Here is a 15,352-nt window from a genome sequence, read left to right on the forward strand (position 1 = left end):
CTTCAGCGCAGTTCTTCCTTGCGCAGGCGCACCACCGGGGCGAGCACCGTGGGCAGCGCCTGCAGTTCGGCGATCACGCTGTCCACCGCGCCTTCGCGCGCGTCGTGCGTGAGGATGATCAAGTCGGTGTCGGTGGAGCCTTCGCCGCCCACGTCCTCGGCCTCGCGCTGCAGCACGGCGTCGATGCTGATGCCGGCGGTGGCGAGCAGGCCCGTCACCTTGGCGAGCACGCCGGCCTGGTCGGCCACGCGCAGGCGCAGGTAGTAGCTGCTGGTGACCTCGCTCATGGGCAACACCGGCAGGTCGCTCATCGACTGCGGATGGAAAGCGAGGTATGGCACCCGGTGCTGCACGTCGGCCGAATGCAGGCGGGTGATGTCCACCAGGTCGGCGATCACGGCGCTGGCCGTGGGCTCGCTGCCCGCGCCCTTGCCGTAGTACAGCGTGGTGCCGACGGCGTCGCCGTGCACGACCACGGCATTCATGGCGCCCTCCACATTGGCCAGCAGGCGCTTGGTCGGCACCAGCGTAGGGTGCACGCGCAGCTCGATGCCCTTGGCCGTCCGGCGCGTCACGCCCAGGAGTTTGATGCGGTAACCCAGCTGCTCGGCGTACTTGATGTCCTGCGCGGCCAGCTGCGTGATGCCTTCGACATAGGCCTTGTCGAACTGCACCGGCACGCCGAAGGCGATGGCGCTCATCAGCGTGAGCTTGTGGGCGGCGTCCACGCCTTCGATGTCGAAGGTGGGATCGGCCTCGGCATAGCCCAGACGCTGCGCTTCTTTCAGCACGGTGCCGAAGTCCAGGCCCTTGTCCCGCATTTCCGACAGGATGAAGTTGGTGGTGCCGTTGATGATGCCGGCGATCCATTCGATGCGGTTGGCCGTCAGGCCTTCGCGCAACGCCTTGATGATCGGGATGCCGCCGGCCACCGCGGCCTCGAAGGCCACCATCACGCCGCGCTGGTGGGCGGCCGCGAAGATCTCGGTGCCATGCACGGCCAGCAGGGCCTTGTTGGCCGTGACCACGTGCTTGCCGGCCGCGATGGCCTCGAGCACCAGCGCCTTGGCGATGCCGTAGCCGCCGATCAGCTCGATCACGATGTCGATCTCGGGATTGGCGATCACCTCGCGGGCGTCGCCCACCACCTTCACGCCCTCGCCCACCACGCGGCGGGCGCGCTCGGTGTCGAGGTCGGCCACCATGGCGATCTCGATCCCGCGGCCGGCGCGGCGGCGGATCTCTTCCTGGTTGCGGCGCAGCACCTCGAAGGTACCGCTGCCCACGGTGCCGATGCCGAGCAGGCCGATCTGGATGGGTTTCATGGATTCAGTCGTCATAGCGGGTCACTCCCTCTTCATTCATCTGGATGCGCGGCGCATGGAAGCGCTCAGGCGTGGCGCTGGCGGTAGCGCGCGAGGAAGCGCTCGATGCGGCCGATGGCCTCGCGCAGGTCGTCTTCATGTGGCAGGAAGACGATGCGGAAATGCTGCTGGTCGGGGAAGTTGAAGCCCGTGCCCTGCACCAGCATCACGCGGGTTTCCTTGAGCAGTTCGAGGAAGAACTGCCGGTCGTCCGCGATGGGATAGACCTTGGGGTCGAGCCGCGGGAACATGTACAGCGCCGCCTGCGGCTTGACGCAGCTCACGCCGGGGATCGAGGTGATCAGGTCGTAGGCCAGGTCCCGCTGGCGGCGCAGCCGGCCGCCGGGGCCGACCAGCTCGTTGATGCTCTGGTAGCCACCCAGCGCCGTCTGGATGGCCCACTGACCCGGCACGTTGGAGCACAGCTTCATGTTGGCCAGCATGTTCAGGCCTTCGATGTAGTCGCTGGCGGCACGCTTGTCGCCCGACACCACCATCCAGCCCGCGCGGTAGCCACAGGAGCGGTAGCTCTTGGACAGCGAGTTGAAGGTGAGCGTCAGCACGTCGGTGGACAGGCTGCCCAGCGCCGTGTGCTTGACGCCGTCGTACAGCACCTTGTCGTAGACCTCGTCGGCCAGCAGCACCAGTTCATGCTCGCGGGCGATCTCGACCAGCCCCTTGAGCAGCTCGTCGCTGTAGACCACGCCCGTCGGGTTGTTCGGATTGATCACCACGATGCCCTTGGTGCGCGGCGTGATCTTGGCGCGGATGTCGTCCAGGTCGGGCATCCACTGGTTGGCCTCGTCGCACAGGTAGTGCACCGGCTTGCCACCAGAGAGGCTGGTGACGGCTGTCCACAGCGGATAGTCGGGCGCGGGCAGCAGCAATTCGTCGCCGTCGTCCAGCAGCGCATTGGTGGCCATGGCGATCAGCTCGCTGGCACCGTTGCCGAGGTAGATGTCCTCGAGCGTGACGCCGGCGATGCCCTGCTGCTGGGTGTAGTGCATCACCGCCTTGCGCGCGGCAAAGATGCCCTTGCTGTCGGAGTAGCCCGCCGACGCCGGCAGGTGGCGGATCATGTCCTGCTGCACCTCTTCGGGCGCATCGAAGCCGAAGGGCGCGAGGTTGCCGATGTTCAGCTTGATGATCTTCTGGCCCTCTTCCTCCATCTGCTTGGCCGCGTCCATGATGGGACCGCGGATGTCGTACAGCACATGGGCCAGCTTGGCCGATTTCTTGATCGCTTTCAAAGTCCCTCCGAGGGGCGCACAAAAAGGGGAAACCTACAATTGGAACACAGATGAAAGCCCCCGCCCGATGAAGCTCCAGCCCGACAAACACGACGTCCAGACCGTCACCGCGACCGGGCCCGGATGGGTCGCCCTCAATGGTCAGCGGGTGGAAACGAGCGTGGTGGTGGGCTCGCGCGACGAGCGTTTCGACTGGCCGTGCGATCGCTTCGATGCATTGACATCGGCCCACTTCGCGCAACTGGCCGAGTTGAAGGCCGAAGTGGTGATCTTCGGCAGCGGCGATCGCATCCGCTTTCCCAAGCCTGCTTGGATCGCGCCCCTGATCGCGGCCGGCACCGGGGTGGAGACCATGGACACCGCGGCAGCCTGCCGCACCTACAACATCCTGGCCGCCGAGGGGCGCCATGTGGTCGCAGCCCTTCTTTTGGAAGCACCGACGGCTATCCGCTGATTTGCAATCGGGATAAAATCGGCGGTTGCAGACCGGACCGCGTTTCCTCGAATAACTGCAGGCGATGGCGTCGTGGAGCGCAATCCCGTGGCATCGAAGAACCCAGGTTTCGCGTCATTCCTCGGGAACCCAGAGCGGAGATTACAAGTTTCATGGCGATCGTTGTCAACAAACCCATTCCCGAATTCGATGCCAGCGCCACCGGCGGAATCAAGGTCTCGAACACCACGCACCTCGGTCAGACCGTCGTGCTGTACTTCTACCCCAAGGACAACACGCCCGGCTGCACCACCGAGGCCATGCAGTTCCGCGATCACTACAAGGATTTCGTGAAGGCCGGCGCGGTGGTCTTCGGCGTGTCGCGCGACAACATGAAGTCGCATGATGAGTTCAAGGCCAAACTCGAGTTGCCCTTTGAACTGATTGCCGACACCGAAGAAAAGATGTGCCACATGTTCGGTGTGGTCAAGAACAAGATCATGTACGGCAAGAAGGTCAAGGGCATCGAGCGCAGCACCTTCCTGATTGGACCGGACGGCGTGCTCAAGGCCGAATGGCGTGGCCTCAAGGTCCCAGGTCACGTGGACGAGGTCCTCAAGGAAGTCAAGGCTCTGAAGAAGGCTGCCTGATTGCCATCCAGACGCGCAGCGCCAAGGCGCGTTGTCCGTCAACAGGCAGGCCCTTGCCGATGTGCATAATGGGTCCATGCCGTTGAGCACGACGACAGCATCCCCCGAAAGAAGCCGCACTGGTCTCCAGGCGGCTTTTTCGTTTTTCGGCCCCAGCGCCTTCGTGCGCGTTTTTTCAGCGAGCCTGTTCCTCCATGCCCCTGCCCCCCGCCCCGACCAAGCGTGCAGCCCTGCTTTCGCCGGAAGCGCTCGACGCACCGGCGCGCGCCGCCCCCAAGGCGCGCCGTACTTCGGCTGAACGGCAGACGGACGCGCGGAAAGAATCTCCCACGCTGTTCGATGACCGCCAGTTGCCCGACGCAGGCGGCGCCCCGCTGGCGCCGCCCACCGTTGCAGCGACCGCGCGCGCTTCGGAACCGGTCGTCGCTCCCCTGCCGCCCGCCCCGCTGGCCAGCCGCGTCGTCGAAGAGCCGGCGCAGGACCGCCGCAAGCGCAGCGTGAAGAAGACGGGTCCCAAGCGCCTCTTCGTGCTCGACACCAATGTGCTCCTGCACGACCCGACCTGCCTGTTCCGCTTCGAGGAACACGACATCTACCTTCCGATGATCGTGCTGGAGGAACTGGACGGCCACAAGAAGGGCACGACCGAAGTTGCGCGCAACGGCCGCCAGGCCAGCCGCACGCTCGACGCCCTGGCCGGCGCGCAGGGCGCCGACATGAGCGAAGGGCTCAAGCTCGACACCACCGGCCACAAGGAAGCGGGCGGCCGGCTGTACTTCCAGACCCAGCCGCTCGATTACCAGTTGCCCACCAGCCTGCCGCAGGGCAAGGCAGACAACCAGATCCTGGGCGTGGTCCAGGCGCTTCGAGCGCTGCACGAGAAGAACAAGGGCGCGGACCGGCGCGAGGTGGTGCTGGTGTCCAAGGACATCAACATGCGCGTCAAGGCGCGTGCCCTGGGCCTGGCCGCCGACGACTACCAGAACGACAAGGCGCTCGAGGACGGCGACCTGCTGTATTCAGGCTCGCTTGCGCTGCCACCCGACTTCTGGACGCGCCAGAGCAAGGCCGTGGAGAGCTGGCAGTCCGGCAGCAGCACCTTCTACCGCATCACCGGACCGCTGGTGCCCAGCCTCTACATCAACCAGTTCGTCTACTTCGAGGCCCCGGGCGAGCCGAGCATGTACGCCCGCGTGACCGAAGTGCGCGACAAGACGGCGGTGCTCAAGACGCTCAAGGACTACAGCTCGGGCAAGAACGCCGTCTGGGGCGTGACCACGCGCAACCGCGAGCAGAACTTCGCCATGAACCTGCTCATGGACCCGGACATCGACTTCGTCACCCTGACCGGCACCGCCGGCACGGGCAAGACGCTGATGGCCCTGGCCTCGGGCCTGACGCAGGTGCTCGACGACCGCCGCTATACCGAGATCATCATGACCCGCGCCACCGTGAGCGTGGGCGAGGACATCGGCTTCCTGCCTGGTACCGAAGAAGAGAAGATGGGCCCCTGGATGGGCGCACTGGACGACAACCTGGAGTTCCTGGCCAAGGGCGACAACGGCGGTGCCGGCGAATGGGGCCGCGCGGCCACCAATGAACTGATCCGATCCAAGATCAAGATCAAGAGCATGAACTTCATGCGCGGCCGCACCTTCCTCAACAAGTACGTGATCATCGACGAGGCGCAGAACCTGACGCCCAAGCAGATGAAGACGCTGATCACCCGCGCGGGCCCAGGCACCAAGATCATCTGCATGGGCAACCTGGCGCAGATCGACACGCCCTACCTCACCGAGGGCTCGTCGGGCCTTACCTTCGCGGTCGACCGTTTCAAGGGCTGGCCGCACAGCGGCCACATCACGCTGGCGCGCGGCGAGCGCTCGCGGCTGGCCGACTTCGCCAGCGACGTGCTCTGACCCTCGTCCGTCGGACCGCCAACAGCCCGCGCCGCCGCAAGGTCGCGCGGGCTTTTTCTTGAATGTCGCACGGCTGCCGATGCACCCCGTCAGCCTCCTGACAACACGCTGTCAGGAGTCCCGGCGCAGCATCACGCTCCTGTTCAACCCCAACGAGGAGCCTTTCCATGCGCAACGCCAACACCTGGTTCGACATTCCCGTCGCCGATCTCGCCGCCGCCCAGCGCTTCTATGAACGCCTGCTGGACCGGCCCATGCGTGGCACCGAAGACCTGGGCGGCGACACGATGGTCGTGTTCGCCCACGACAAGCCGGCCGCCGGCGGCTGCCTGGCGCACCGCCCCGGCCACAAGGCCACCGAAGGCGGTACCGTCGTCTATCTCGACTGCGCGCCCAGCGTGCAGGCCGCCCTCGACCGTGCCGTCGAGGCGGGCGGCCGGGTCGTCACGCCGCGCACCTTGATCGCGCCTGAGGTCGGCTACTTCGCGCTGCTGCGCGATCCGGAAGGCAATCTGGTCGGACTGCACGCCAAGGAGTGAGCCCGTGCCCACTGCACCGATTGGACTGCTGATGCCGGTCGCGAACCGGCGCCCGCGAGTGGCTCGCTGCTGGATCGCCGTGGCCAGCGCCGAGCATGCGCGTCTGGGCCGCGACCACCGGCCGGCCGGCTTCATGCAGGTCTGCCATGGCCGCGGAGAACCCCTGAAGCGCTTGGCGCCCGGCGACTGCGTGGCCTACTACGCCCCAACCGAGCGCTTCGGCGGCAGCAGTCGGCTGCAGGCCTTCGTGTCCGTCGGCACCGTGGCAACCGGCCGGCCTTACCAGGCCGACATGGGCAACGGCTTCGTGCCCTGGCGGCGCGATGTGCACTATGCCGAAGCCCGCGAGGCGGCCATCTCAGGCCTGCTCGACCGACTGGCGTTCACCCGCGACTCACGCCACTGGGGCTATAAGCTGCGCTTCGGCCTATTCGAGGTCAGCCCCGACGACATGCACCTGATCGCAAGCGCGATGCAGGCCACGCTCGATTTCCCATCGCCCCACTGAACCGCACTTCGGACCCATGCGCCGCGCCGACCGCCTCTTCCAGATCGTCCAGTTGATCCGCGGTCGGCGCCTGACCACCGCTGCCTTCCTGGCCGGACGGCTTGAAGTGTCGGAACGCACGGTCTACCGCGACATCGCCGACCTGCAACGACAGGGCGTGCCGCTCGAGGGTGAAGCCGGCATCGGCTACCGGCTGGGCCAGGGGTTCGACCTGCCCCCCTTGATGTTCACGCAGGACGAGGCCCGCGCGCTGGTCGCCGCGGCGCGGCTGGCGCAAAGCTGGGTCGATCCAGCCCTCGGCGCCAGCATCGACGGGGCGCTGGGCAAGATCCTGTCGGTGTTGCCCATGGCGTCGCGCGCGGCGGCCGAATCACTGGCGTTGTATGCGCCGGCCATCGCACTGGACGACGTGACGCGGGCACACCTTCGCACCCTGCGCGAGGCGGTGCAGGCGCGCCGCAAGCTGTGGCTCGACTACCGCGACGAGGGCGGCAAGGCCAGCGAGCGCCAGGTGCGCCCGCTGGGCTGCTTCTATTGGGGGAAGGTCTGGACGTTGGCCGCCTGGTGCGAGCTGCGGCAGGACTTCCGCGCCTTCCGCATGGACCGGATCCGCGACGCACAGATGCTGGAGGACGTCTTCAGGGACGAGCCCGGCCGCACACTCGCGGACCTGCGTCGCCGCATTGAAGCCAACTGCGCCGAAGGCCGCACCATCTGAGCGGCCGACTGTCGGCGCTCACTGAATGGGCCGCGCTGATAGCCACGAAGGCGCACCGCACACTGAGCACTAAGTGTGCGTCCAGCCACGCCGGCCGGCCGCTGCGGCGCAGCAGCAGCAAGTCGGCGGTCGCTTCTACTCAGAAGTCATCACCGCCGAAGCCGCCTGCCAGGTTCTCGAACTTCGTCAGAGGCTTCAGGAAAGCCAGCTTCACCGTGCCCGTCGGGCCGTTACGTTGCTTGGCGATGATCACTTCGGCGACGCCGGGTTCCTTGGAGTCCTTGTTGTAGTAGTCGTCGCGGTAGATGAACATGATCACGTCCGCGTCCTGCTCGATGGCGCCCGATTCGCGCAGGTCGCTCATCATGGGGCGCTTGTCCGTGCGGCTTTCCACGCCCCGCGACAACTGCGACAACGCGATCACCGGGCACTTGAGCTCCTTGGCCAACATCTTGAGGCCACGCGAAATCTCGCCCACTGCCGTCGCGCGGTTCTCGTCGGCCATGCCGCCCGAAACGCTCATCAGCTGGAGGTAGTCGACCACGATCAGGCCCAGCTGGCCGCACTGGCGCGCCAGGCGCCGCGCATTGGCGCGCAGCTCGCTGGTGGACAGGCCCGGCGTCTCATCGATGTGCAGCGAGATGTTGCGCAGCTTCTCGATGGCCTCGGTCAGGCGCGGCCACTCCTCGTCGGTCAACTTGCCGGTGCGCAGGTGACCCTGATCGATGCGGCCGATGGAACCCACGATACGCACTGCAAGCTGCGAGGCGCCCATTTCCATCGAGAACACCGCCACCGGCAGCCCCTCGTTGAGCGCCACATGCTCGGCGATGTTGATGGCCAGCGAGGTCTTGCCCATGGACGGGCGCGCCGCCAGCACGATCATGTCGCCGGCCTGCATGCCCGAGGTCATGCGGTCGAAGTCGTAGAAGCCGGTCGGCACCCCCGTGATGTCGTTGGGGTTGTCGGCCATCTCGGTCACGCGGTCCAGCAGTTCGACCACCAGCGAGTCCATGCTGTGAAAACCCTGCTTGTTGCGCGAGCCCTCTTCGCCGATGTTGAAGATCTTCTGCTCGGCCTCGTCCAGGATCTTGTCCACGGCCTTGCCCTGCGGGTTGAAGGCGGCGGTGGAGATCTCGTCCGCGGCGGAGATCAGCTTTCGCAGCACCGCGCGCTCGCGCACGATCTCGGCGTAACGGCGGATATTGCTCGCGCTGGGCACGAACTGCGCCAGCGAGTTGAGGTAGGCCAGGCCGCCCGTCTCCTCGGACTGGCCGAGGTTCTGCAGGTGCTCGTGCACCGTGATCACGTCCGCCGGCTTGTTGCCGTTGATCAGCTGGCCGACGGCAGCAAAGATCAGCTTGTGTTCGTGGCGGTAGAAGTCGCCCTCGGTGAGCAGATCGCCCACACGATCCCAGGCGCTGTTGTCCAGCAGCAGGCCGCCCAGCACGCTGGATTCGGCCTCCACAGAGTTCGGCGGCACGCGCAGCTGTGCCACCTGGCGGTCACCGGAAGGGTCGTTGGGAGCGAAGGGAGAAAAGACAGCGGACATGGCGTGCAGGGCAGTCGGCGATGCTAGGCCGCCATGGCAGCCAAGTCACGGGATAAGTCTGGGGACAACCCGTGGGCTTCCAGTGCGCAGGCCGGGACAACTGGCCGATGCACCAATGACAAGGCCGCCCGGAGGCGGCCTTGGGTTGCGAGGGTAGGCGCGATGCGCCGGCCGTTCGCAGGGGGATCAGGCGGTTTCGCCGTAGACCGTGACGGTGATCTCGACGACCACGTCCGTGTGCAGGGCCACGCTCACCGTGGTGTCGCCCACGGTCTTGATCGGGCCGTTGGGCAGACGCACTTGCGACTTGGCCACGTCGTAGCCGGACTTCTTCAGTTCGTCGGCGATGTCGTTGTTGGTCACGGAGCCGAACAGGCGGCCGTCCACGCCGGCCTTTTGGGTCAGCTTGACGGTGGAGCCGGACAGCTTCTCGCCCTGGGACTGGGCTTCGGCCAGCTTGGCGGCAGCAGCCTTTTCCAGTTCGGCACGCTTGGCTTCGAACTCGGCCTTGGCCGACTCGGTGGCGCGGCGCGCACGGCCAGTGGGGATCAGGAAGTTGCGGGCGTAACCGTCCTTGACCTTGACGATGTCGCCAAGCGCGCCGAGGTTGACGATCTTGTCCAGAAGAATGACTTGCATGGGATGGATTCCTTCCGGCTCAGACGCGGTGCTGGTCGCTGTACGGCAGCATCGCGAGGAAGCGGGCACGCTTGATCGCGGTGTTCAGCTGACGCTGGTAGATGGCGCGGGTGCCGGTCAGGCGGGCGGGGACGATCTTGCCGTTCTCGCCGACGAAGTCGCGCAGGGTGTCGATGTCCTTGTAGTCGATCTCTTCCACACCGGCGACGGTGAAGCGGCAGAAACGCTTGCGCTTGAAGAGCAGCGACTGGGTGTTGCGCTTCGGACGCTTGTCCTTGTTGAATTTCTTGAACGTGGCCATTGAGGGACCTCTGTCGAAAATTAATCTTGCTGAAAATCCGTGACGTGGAGCACAGGGTGCTTGCCGCTGCGGGGGTTGGCCAGGAAACCCTGGAACCGCCACTGGCTGCCCAGCGCCTGCCGCGCGAGCCGCTCGGCCACTGCGCCAAAGGCCACTGCCTTGAGTGCCGCCTTCACCTGCCGAGTCTGTCCGGCTTCGTCCTGGGTCGACTCATGGTCGAGCCGCAGGTCGATGGCCGGAAGCCCGGCCGGGGTGAAACGCAAGGCGGCGATCTCTTCGATGCAGGCCGTCAGGAGCAGGTGGTTGGCCGCCGCGGGCGCAGCCACATCAGTTGCTGCTGTTGTTGGCGGCGTACTCGGCCTGCTGGGCCTTGCGGGCTTCCTCGCGCTCGACGGTCTTCATCATCGAGGAGGGGCCGGTGTCGGCCTTCTTCTTCAGCACGGTCAGGTGGCGCAGCACGGCGTCGTTGAACTTGAAGGCATGCTCCAGTTCGGACATCACGGCCTGGTCGGCCTCGATGTTGACGCACAGGTAGTGGGCCTTGTTCAGCTTGTTGATCTGGTAGGCCAGCTGGCGGCGGCCCCAGTCTTCGACACGATGCACCTTGCCGTTGCCGGCGGCGATCATGCCCTTGTAACGCTCCAGCATGGCCGGAACCTGCTCGCTTTGATCAGGATGGATCAGCAGAATGATTTCGTAGTGACGCATGACACTCCTTGGGGGTTTGCGGACCAGGCGCGCATGCGCGCAGTCCAGAAAAGCCACCCGCCGCGTCCAGGCAGTGTGGCAAGGGAAAGCCCACGAGTATATGCTGAAACGGGCCGACCTCGCCATCGGCCTCCCAGAAGCTGCAAAGACAAAGGCGGCCCGCACAGACGGGCCGCCCTTTTCATGTTCGTCCGTCCCGACGACATGCCGGGACGGTCTGGCAACACTGCAGGCTGCGATCAGCGCTGCGCCAGACGCTGCCAGGTCTCGATCACGCTGTCCGGGTTGAGCGAGATCGACGCGATGCCCTGGTCCGCCAGCCACAGGGCGAAGTCGGGATGGTCGCTGGGGCCCTGGCCGCAGATGCCGACGTACTTGCCCTGCTTCTTGCACGCCTCGATGGCGCGCGAGAGCATGGCCTGCACGGCTGGATCGCGCTCGTCGAAGTCGGCCGCCAGCAGTTCCAGACCGGAATCGCGGTCCAGGCCCAGGGTGAGCTGCGTCAGGTCGTTCGAGCCGATCGAGAACCCGTCGAAATACTGCAGGAACTCGTCGGCCAGGATGGCGTTGCTGGGCACTTCGCACATCATGATGATCTTGAGCTCGTTCTCGCCGCGCTTGAGGCCGTGCTCACCCAGCAGCGTCGTCACGCGCTCGGCCTGCTTCAGCGTGCGCACGAAGGGCACCATGATCTGCACGTTGGTCAGGCCCATCTCGTTGCGCACGCGCTTGAGCGCCTCGCACTCCATGGCGAAGGCCTCGCCGAATTCGGCGCTGATGTAGCGCGCCGCGCCGCGGAAACCCAGCATCGGGTTTTCTTCTTCCGGCTCGTAGCGGCTGCCGCCGATCAGCTTGCGGTACTCGTTCGACTTGAAGTCCGACAGGCGCACGATCACCGGCTTGGGCCAGAAGGCCGCCGCGATGGTGGCGACACCTTCGGCCACCTTGTCGACGTAGAAGGCCTTGGGCGAGGCATGGCCGCGGGCCACCGATTCCACGGCCTTCTTCAGGTCGGGGTCGACCTGCGGATAGTCCAGGATGGCCTTCGGGTGCACGCCGATGTTGTTGTTGATGATGAACTCCAGCCGCGCCAGGCCCACGCCCTCGTTGGGCAACTGCGCGAAGTCGAAGGCGAGCTGCGGGTTGCCCACGTTCATCATGATCTTGGTCGCGATCTTGGGCATCGCGCCGCGCTGCACCTCGGTGACCTCGGTCTCCAGCAGGCCGTCGTAGATGTGGCCGGTGTCGCCCTCGGCGCAGCTTACGGTGACGAGCGTGCCGTCTTTAAGCAGGCTGGTTGCGTCACCGCAGCCCACCACGGCCGGGATGCCCAGCTCGCGCGCGATGATGGCCGCGTGGCAGGTGCGGCCGCCGCGGTTGGTCACGATGGCGCTGGCGCGTTTCATCACCGGCTCCCAGTTGGGGTCGGTCATGTCGGTGACCAGCACGTCGCCGGCCTGCACCTTGTCCATTTCGCTGATGCTGTGCACCAGGCGCACGGGGCCGGTGCCGATCTTCTGGCCGATGGCGCGGCCTTCGGCCAGAACGGTGCTCTTGCCCTTGAGCTTGAAGCGCTGTTCGACCTTGCCCTGCTGCTGGCTCTTCACCGTTTCGGGGCGGGCCTGCAGGATGTAGAGCTCGCCGTCGGTGCCGTCCTTGCCCCACTCGATGTCCATCGGGCGGCCGTAGTGCTTCTCGATGACCAGGGCGTACTTCGCCAGTTGCTCGACCTCGGCGTCGGTCAGCGAATAGCGGTTGCGCAGCTCGGTCTTGACGTCGGTGGTCTTGACCAGCTTGCCCGAGGCCTTCTTCTCCTCGGGCGTGGCGAATTCCATCTGGATAAGCTTGGAGCCCAGATTCCGGCGGATCACCGCGCGCTTGCCGGCTTCGAGCATCGGCTTGTGCACATAGAACTCGTCGGGGTTGACGGCGCCCTGCACCACCGTCTCGCCCAGGCCGTAGCTGGAGGTGATGAAGACGACCTGGTCGAAGCCCGATTCGGTGTCGATGGTGAACATGACGCCCGCGGCGCCCAGGTCGGAGCGCACCATGCGCTGCACGCCGGCCGACAGAGCGACCACGTCATGGGCGAAGCCCTTGTGCACGCGGTAGCTGATGGCGCGGTCGTTGTAGAGGGAGGCGAACACCTCCTTCATCTTGTGCAGCACGTCCTCGATGCCGACGACATTCAGGAAGGTCTCCTGCTGGCCGGCGAAAGAGGCATCGGGCAGATCCTCGGCGGTGGCGGAAGAACGCACCGCGAAGCTGGCCTGGTCATTGCCCGCGCTCAGTTGGGCAAAGTGCTCACGCACCGCCGTCTCGAGGTTGGCGGGGAAGGGCTGGGCTTCGATCCAGCCGCGGATCTCAGCGCCGGCGGCGGCCAGGGCACGCACGTCCTCGATGTCGAGGGTGGCCAGGCGCTGGGCGATGCGTTCGGTCAGGCCTTCATGCGCCAGGAACTCGCGGAAGGCATGGGCGGTGGTCGCGAAGCCGGTGGGCACGCGCACGCCCTCGGGCAGTTGGGAAATCATCTCGCCGAGGCTGGCGTTCTTGCCGCCAACGGCCTCGACATCGCTCATCCTCAGGTTTTCGAAGGGCACGACCAGGGCGGTCGCTTCGAACAGTGCAGACATGGGAAGACTCCGGAGTTTAAAAAGCGGTGCGTTCCATGCAGCGGACAGCAGGGCGCGATCGTTCTTCTAGCTCTGGGTGCGCGAGGCGACTGCATGGGAAGGGATGCGGGTGCGGCGCGCGGAGGGCACGCGCCGATAATCTGCAGGATTGTAGGCGGCGGTCCGGACCGCCGCCGCAGGACAGAAACTACAGGCCGCCCCCATGCACAAGCGCACCGTTTTCTTCGTTTCGGACGGCACCGGCATCACCGCCGAGACCTTCGGCAATGCCGTGCTCAACCAGTTCGAGCTCAAGGCGCGCCACGTGCGCATGCCATTCACCGACACGGTGGACAAGGCCCACCAGGCGGTGCGCCAGATCAACCACACGGCCGAGCTCGAAGGCTACCGCCCCATCGTCTTCACCACGCTGGCCAACATGGAAGTGCTGGAGGTAATCGAGACCGGCTGCAAGGGCATGCTGCTCGACCTGTTCGGCACCTTCGTGCGGCCGCTGGAGATCGAGCTGGCGATGAAATCCAACCACCGTATCGGGCGCTTCTCGGACATCAGCAAGAGCAAGGAATACCACGACCGCATCGCCGCCATCGACTTCAGCCTGCAGCACGACGACGGCCAGAGCCATGCTGACCTGGAGGCGGCAGACGTGATCCTGGTGGGGGTGAGCCGAAGCGGCAAGACGCCGACCTCGCTCTACCTCGCCATGCAGCATGGGCTGAAGGCGGCGAACTACCCGCTGATCCCCGAGGACTTCGACCGCCGGCAATTGCCGCCAGCGCTGATCGCCTTCCGCAAGAAAATCTTCGGCCTGACGATCCAGCCGGAACGACTGGCCGAGATCCGCAACGAGCGGCGACCCAACTCGCGCTATGCCAGCCTCGAGAACTGCCGCCATGAGGTGAGCGAAGCCGAGGCCATGATGCGCCGCGCCGGCATCCGCTGGCTGTCGACCACCACCAAGTCGATCGAGGAGATCGCGACCACCATCCTGCAGGAGCTGCGGCCGGAGCGGCTCAACTACTGAGGGTCCGAGCCGGGCGCGGCTTCGGCTGCGGTCGCGTCTGCGCCGGACCTTTGCGCGCCATTCTTCAGGTGCTGCATGAAGGCGCGGAAGTGCGGCGCGAAATCCACGAAGAGCGGATGGCCGCGGTTCTCCAGCATCACTTCGCTGAACAGCTTCAGGCCCACCGCCAGCGCGTTGGCAGTGTCGGGCGGGAATTCGCCGCGGCTCCGCATGCGGCCGGCGATGGCGAGGATGTCGTCGTGGTTGCCGGCCTCGAAGCGAAGCGGCTCGGCGTGAGTGGACGGGTTGCCGTGCGCATCGGCCAAGTGTTCGACGGTAATCTGGTAACGGTGTTGCTTCATGGTCGGTCTCTCTGTCGGGGCGCCACTCAGGCGCGTTCCACCTCGACCGCGGCGCGGTCGATGATCTCGGCGAGCCGGCGGACGAGTTCCGTCGACGCCATCTCGCCTTCCAGACGCAGGCGCAGCGCCATCTTCAGGTTTTCCATCGCGCGGCGGATTTCCGGCAACCGGCGTGCGTGGGCACGGGCCCGGGCCTGCTCCAAACGCTCCAGCACCGCCGTGATCGCCTGCGCCTGCGCGCCCCGTTCCGCCTCGCCCTGGGGCGTCAGGTGGAAGCGCTTGCGGCCACCATCGCTGGCTTCCGAGCGAGCGAGACCCAGGTCCTCCAGCAACGCCAGCGTCGGATAGACAGTGCCCGGGCTGGGGGTGTAGTCGCCCCCGACCCACTCTCCGATCGCCTTGATCAGTTCATAGCCATGGCTCGGCTGGGCGGCCAATGCATGGAGCATCAGCAGGCGAAGGTCGCCGGGCTCCAGCTGGCGCGGGCGCCGGCCGCCGCCGCGGCCTTCCATCGCCCCCTCGGCCAGCGTGTCGGCGCCTGGACGCCGATGGCCATGGCCTCGACCGCCGCCGCGCCCCGGGTGCATCCATTCTTCAGTCATCACGCTCTCCCAATAAGCTCAAGATAAATCAATGATATATCTTGAAAGATCATGAACGAGTCGGCGTACTACAGCCCACGGCACCGAAGGGGTCTTCCGACAGACCGCGAGACTGGATTTCCATACAGTTCACCTGATCGCTGCCACGCCCTCCCAGCAGTGCAGTGACCC

General features: G+C 65.9%; 17 protein-coding genes. 7 read left to right on the forward strand and 10 right to left on the reverse strand.

Annotated elements, in window-relative coordinates:
* Nucleotides 1-2: 2 nt before the first annotated feature.
* Nucleotides 3-1,325 (reverse strand): homoserine dehydrogenase, encoded by a 1,323-nt coding sequence (locus BXA03_RS24700; RefSeq protein ID WP_076511831.1) that lies wholly within the window; start codon nt 1,323-1,325, stop codon nt 3-5.
* Between the two features lie 65 nt (nt 1,326-1,390).
* Nucleotides 1,391-2,614 carry a pyridoxal phosphate-dependent aminotransferase gene (locus BXA03_RS24705; RefSeq protein ID WP_076511832.1) on the reverse strand — a complete coding sequence of 408 codons (1,224 nt, stop codon included), beginning with the start codon at nt 2,612-2,614 and terminating at the stop codon, nt 1,391-1,393.
* Between the two features lie 67 nt (nt 2,615-2,681).
* Here BXA03_RS24705 and BXA03_RS24710 point away from each other — a divergent pair, with 67 nt between their 5' ends.
* From BXA03_RS24710 to BXA03_RS24735, 6 genes are all read left to right on the forward strand, one after another.
* On the forward strand, nt 2,682-3,068 hold the full coding sequence (locus BXA03_RS24710; RefSeq protein WP_076511833.1) for an Mth938-like domain-containing protein: 387 nt from the start codon (nt 2,682-2,684) through the stop codon (nt 3,066-3,068).
* Between the two features lie 152 nt (nt 3,069-3,220).
* Nucleotides 3,221-3,697, forward strand: a complete 477-nt coding sequence (locus BXA03_RS24715; RefSeq protein WP_076511834.1) for a peroxiredoxin — start codon at nt 3,221-3,223, stop codon at nt 3,695-3,697.
* Nucleotides 3,698-3,891: 194 nt separating this feature from the next.
* Nucleotides 3,892-5,616 (forward strand): PhoH family protein, encoded by a 1,725-nt coding sequence (locus BXA03_RS24720; RefSeq protein ID WP_076511835.1) that lies wholly within the window; start codon nt 3,892-3,894, stop codon nt 5,614-5,616.
* Nucleotides 5,617-5,783: 167 nt separating this feature from the next.
* Nucleotides 5,784-6,155 carry a VOC family protein gene (locus BXA03_RS24725; RefSeq protein WP_076511836.1) on the forward strand — a complete coding sequence of 124 codons (372 nt, stop codon included), beginning with the start codon at nt 5,784-5,786 and terminating at the stop codon, nt 6,153-6,155.
* A 4-nt stretch (nt 6,156-6,159) separates the two neighbouring features.
* Nucleotides 6,160-6,663, forward strand: coding sequence for an EVE domain-containing protein (locus tag BXA03_RS24730; RefSeq protein WP_369822470.1), 504 nt, complete (start codon nt 6,160-6,162; stop codon nt 6,661-6,663).
* Between the two features lie 16 nt (nt 6,664-6,679).
* On the forward strand, nt 6,680-7,381 hold the full coding sequence (locus BXA03_RS24735) for a helix-turn-helix transcriptional regulator (RefSeq protein WP_076511838.1): 702 nt from the start codon (nt 6,680-6,682) through the stop codon (nt 7,379-7,381).
* A 139-nt stretch (nt 7,382-7,520) separates the two neighbouring features.
* Here the strand turns inward: BXA03_RS24735 and dnaB are convergent, their stop codons facing one another.
* The 6 genes from dnaB to ppsA form a co-directional block, all read right to left on the reverse strand.
* The gene (dnaB, locus tag BXA03_RS24740; protein WP_076511839.1) at nt 7,521-8,933 is read right to left on the reverse strand and encodes a replicative DNA helicase; all 1,413 of its coding nucleotides are present in this window, start codon (nt 8,931-8,933) and stop codon (nt 7,521-7,523) included.
* A gap of 186 nt (nt 8,934-9,119) precedes the next feature.
* On the reverse strand, nt 9,120-9,572 hold the full coding sequence (gene rplI, locus BXA03_RS24745) for a 50S ribosomal protein L9 (RefSeq protein ID WP_076511840.1): 453 nt from the start codon (nt 9,570-9,572) through the stop codon (nt 9,120-9,122).
* Nucleotides 9,573-9,591: 19 nt separating this feature from the next.
* On the reverse strand, nt 9,592-9,873 hold the full coding sequence (gene rpsR / locus BXA03_RS24750) for a 30S ribosomal protein S18 (protein ID WP_017757858.1): 282 nt from the start codon (nt 9,871-9,873) through the stop codon (nt 9,592-9,594).
* A 20-nt stretch (nt 9,874-9,893) separates the two neighbouring features.
* Nucleotides 9,894-10,199 carry a primosomal replication protein N gene (gene priB / locus BXA03_RS24755; protein WP_076511841.1) on the reverse strand — a complete coding sequence of 102 codons (306 nt, stop codon included), beginning with the start codon at nt 10,197-10,199 and terminating at the stop codon, nt 9,894-9,896.
* A 1-nt stretch (nt 10,200) separates the two neighbouring features.
* Nucleotides 10,201-10,581 carry a 30S ribosomal protein S6 gene (gene rpsF / locus BXA03_RS24760; RefSeq protein WP_017757860.1) on the reverse strand — a complete coding sequence of 127 codons (381 nt, stop codon included), beginning with the start codon at nt 10,579-10,581 and terminating at the stop codon, nt 10,201-10,203.
* Nucleotides 10,582-10,820: 239 nt separating this feature from the next.
* Nucleotides 10,821-13,214 carry a phosphoenolpyruvate synthase gene (gene ppsA, locus BXA03_RS24765; RefSeq protein ID WP_076511842.1) on the reverse strand — a complete coding sequence of 798 codons (2,394 nt, stop codon included), beginning with the start codon at nt 13,212-13,214 and terminating at the stop codon, nt 10,821-10,823.
* 202 nt (nt 13,215-13,416) lie between these two features.
* Here ppsA and BXA03_RS24770 point away from each other — a divergent pair, with 202 nt between their 5' ends.
* Nucleotides 13,417-14,238 (forward strand): posphoenolpyruvate synthetase regulatory kinase/phosphorylase PpsR, encoded by an 822-nt coding sequence (locus BXA03_RS24770; RefSeq protein WP_076511843.1) that lies wholly within the window; start codon nt 13,417-13,419, stop codon nt 14,236-14,238.
* On the opposite strand, the gene BXA03_RS24775 is transcribed toward BXA03_RS24770, so the two are convergent.
* Both BXA03_RS24775 and BXA03_RS24780 read right to left on the reverse strand, forming a co-directional pair.
* Nucleotides 14,232-14,579: a DUF3861 domain-containing protein gene (locus tag BXA03_RS24775; RefSeq protein WP_076511844.1), complete on the reverse strand. Its 348-nt coding sequence runs from the start codon at nt 14,577-14,579 to the stop codon at nt 14,232-14,234. The genes BXA03_RS24770 and BXA03_RS24775 overlap by 7 nt on opposite strands.
* Nucleotides 14,580-14,605: 26 nt before the next feature.
* Nucleotides 14,606-15,181, reverse strand: coding sequence for a PadR family transcriptional regulator (locus BXA03_RS24780; protein ID WP_083716481.1), 576 nt, complete (start codon nt 15,179-15,181; stop codon nt 14,606-14,608).
* Between the last annotated feature and the right edge of the window lie 171 nt (nt 15,182-15,352).

This window comes from Pseudacidovorax sp. RU35E, assembly GCF_900156165.1.
Classification (GTDB): Bacteria; Pseudomonadota; Gammaproteobacteria; order Burkholderiales; family Burkholderiaceae_C; genus Xenophilus.

Excerpts from the sequence above, each read along its gene's own strand:
- rplI (WP_076511840.1), bottom strand. The coding sequence starts at position 9,572 with ATGCAAGTCATTCTTCTGGACAAGATCGTCAACCTCGGCGCGCTTGGC.
- BXA03_RS24710 (WP_076511833.1), top strand. The coding sequence starts at position 2,682 with ATGAAGCTCCAGCCCGACAAACACGACGTCCAGACCGTCACCGCGACC.
- BXA03_RS24720 (WP_076511835.1), top strand. The coding sequence starts at position 3,892 with ATGCCCCTGCCCCCCGCCCCGACCAAGCGTGCAGCCCTGCTTTCGCCG.
- dnaB (WP_076511839.1), bottom strand. The coding sequence starts at position 8,933 with ATGTCCGCTGTCTTTTCTCCCTTCGCTCCCAACGACCCTTCCGGTGAC.
- BXA03_RS24715 (WP_076511834.1), top strand. The coding sequence starts at position 3,221 with ATGGCGATCGTTGTCAACAAACCCATTCCCGAATTCGATGCCAGCGCC.
- rpsR (WP_017757858.1), bottom strand. The coding sequence starts at position 9,873 with ATGGCCACGTTCAAGAAATTCAACAAGGACAAGCGTCCGAAGCGCAAC.
- BXA03_RS24725 (WP_076511836.1), top strand. The coding sequence starts at position 5,784 with ATGCGCAACGCCAACACCTGGTTCGACATTCCCGTCGCCGATCTCGCC.
- BXA03_RS24780 (WP_083716481.1), bottom strand. The coding sequence starts at position 15,181 with ATGACTGAAGAATGGATGCACCCGGGGCGCGGCGGCGGTCGAGGCCAT.
- BXA03_RS24700 (WP_076511831.1), bottom strand. The coding sequence starts at position 1,325 with ATGAAACCCATCCAGATCGGCCTGCTCGGCATCGGCACCGTGGGCAGC.
- BXA03_RS24735 (WP_076511838.1), top strand. The coding sequence starts at position 6,680 with ATGCGCCGCGCCGACCGCCTCTTCCAGATCGTCCAGTTGATCCGCGGT.
- rpsF (WP_017757860.1), bottom strand. The coding sequence starts at position 10,581 with ATGCGTCACTACGAAATCATTCTGCTGATCCATCCTGATCAAAGCGAG.
- BXA03_RS24775 (WP_076511844.1), bottom strand. The coding sequence starts at position 14,579 with ATGAAGCAACACCGTTACCAGATTACCGTCGAACACTTGGCCGATGCG.
- ppsA (WP_076511842.1), bottom strand. The coding sequence starts at position 13,214 with ATGTCTGCACTGTTCGAAGCGACCGCCCTGGTCGTGCCCTTCGAAAAC.
- BXA03_RS24770 (WP_076511843.1), top strand. The coding sequence starts at position 13,417 with ATGCACAAGCGCACCGTTTTCTTCGTTTCGGACGGCACCGGCATCACC.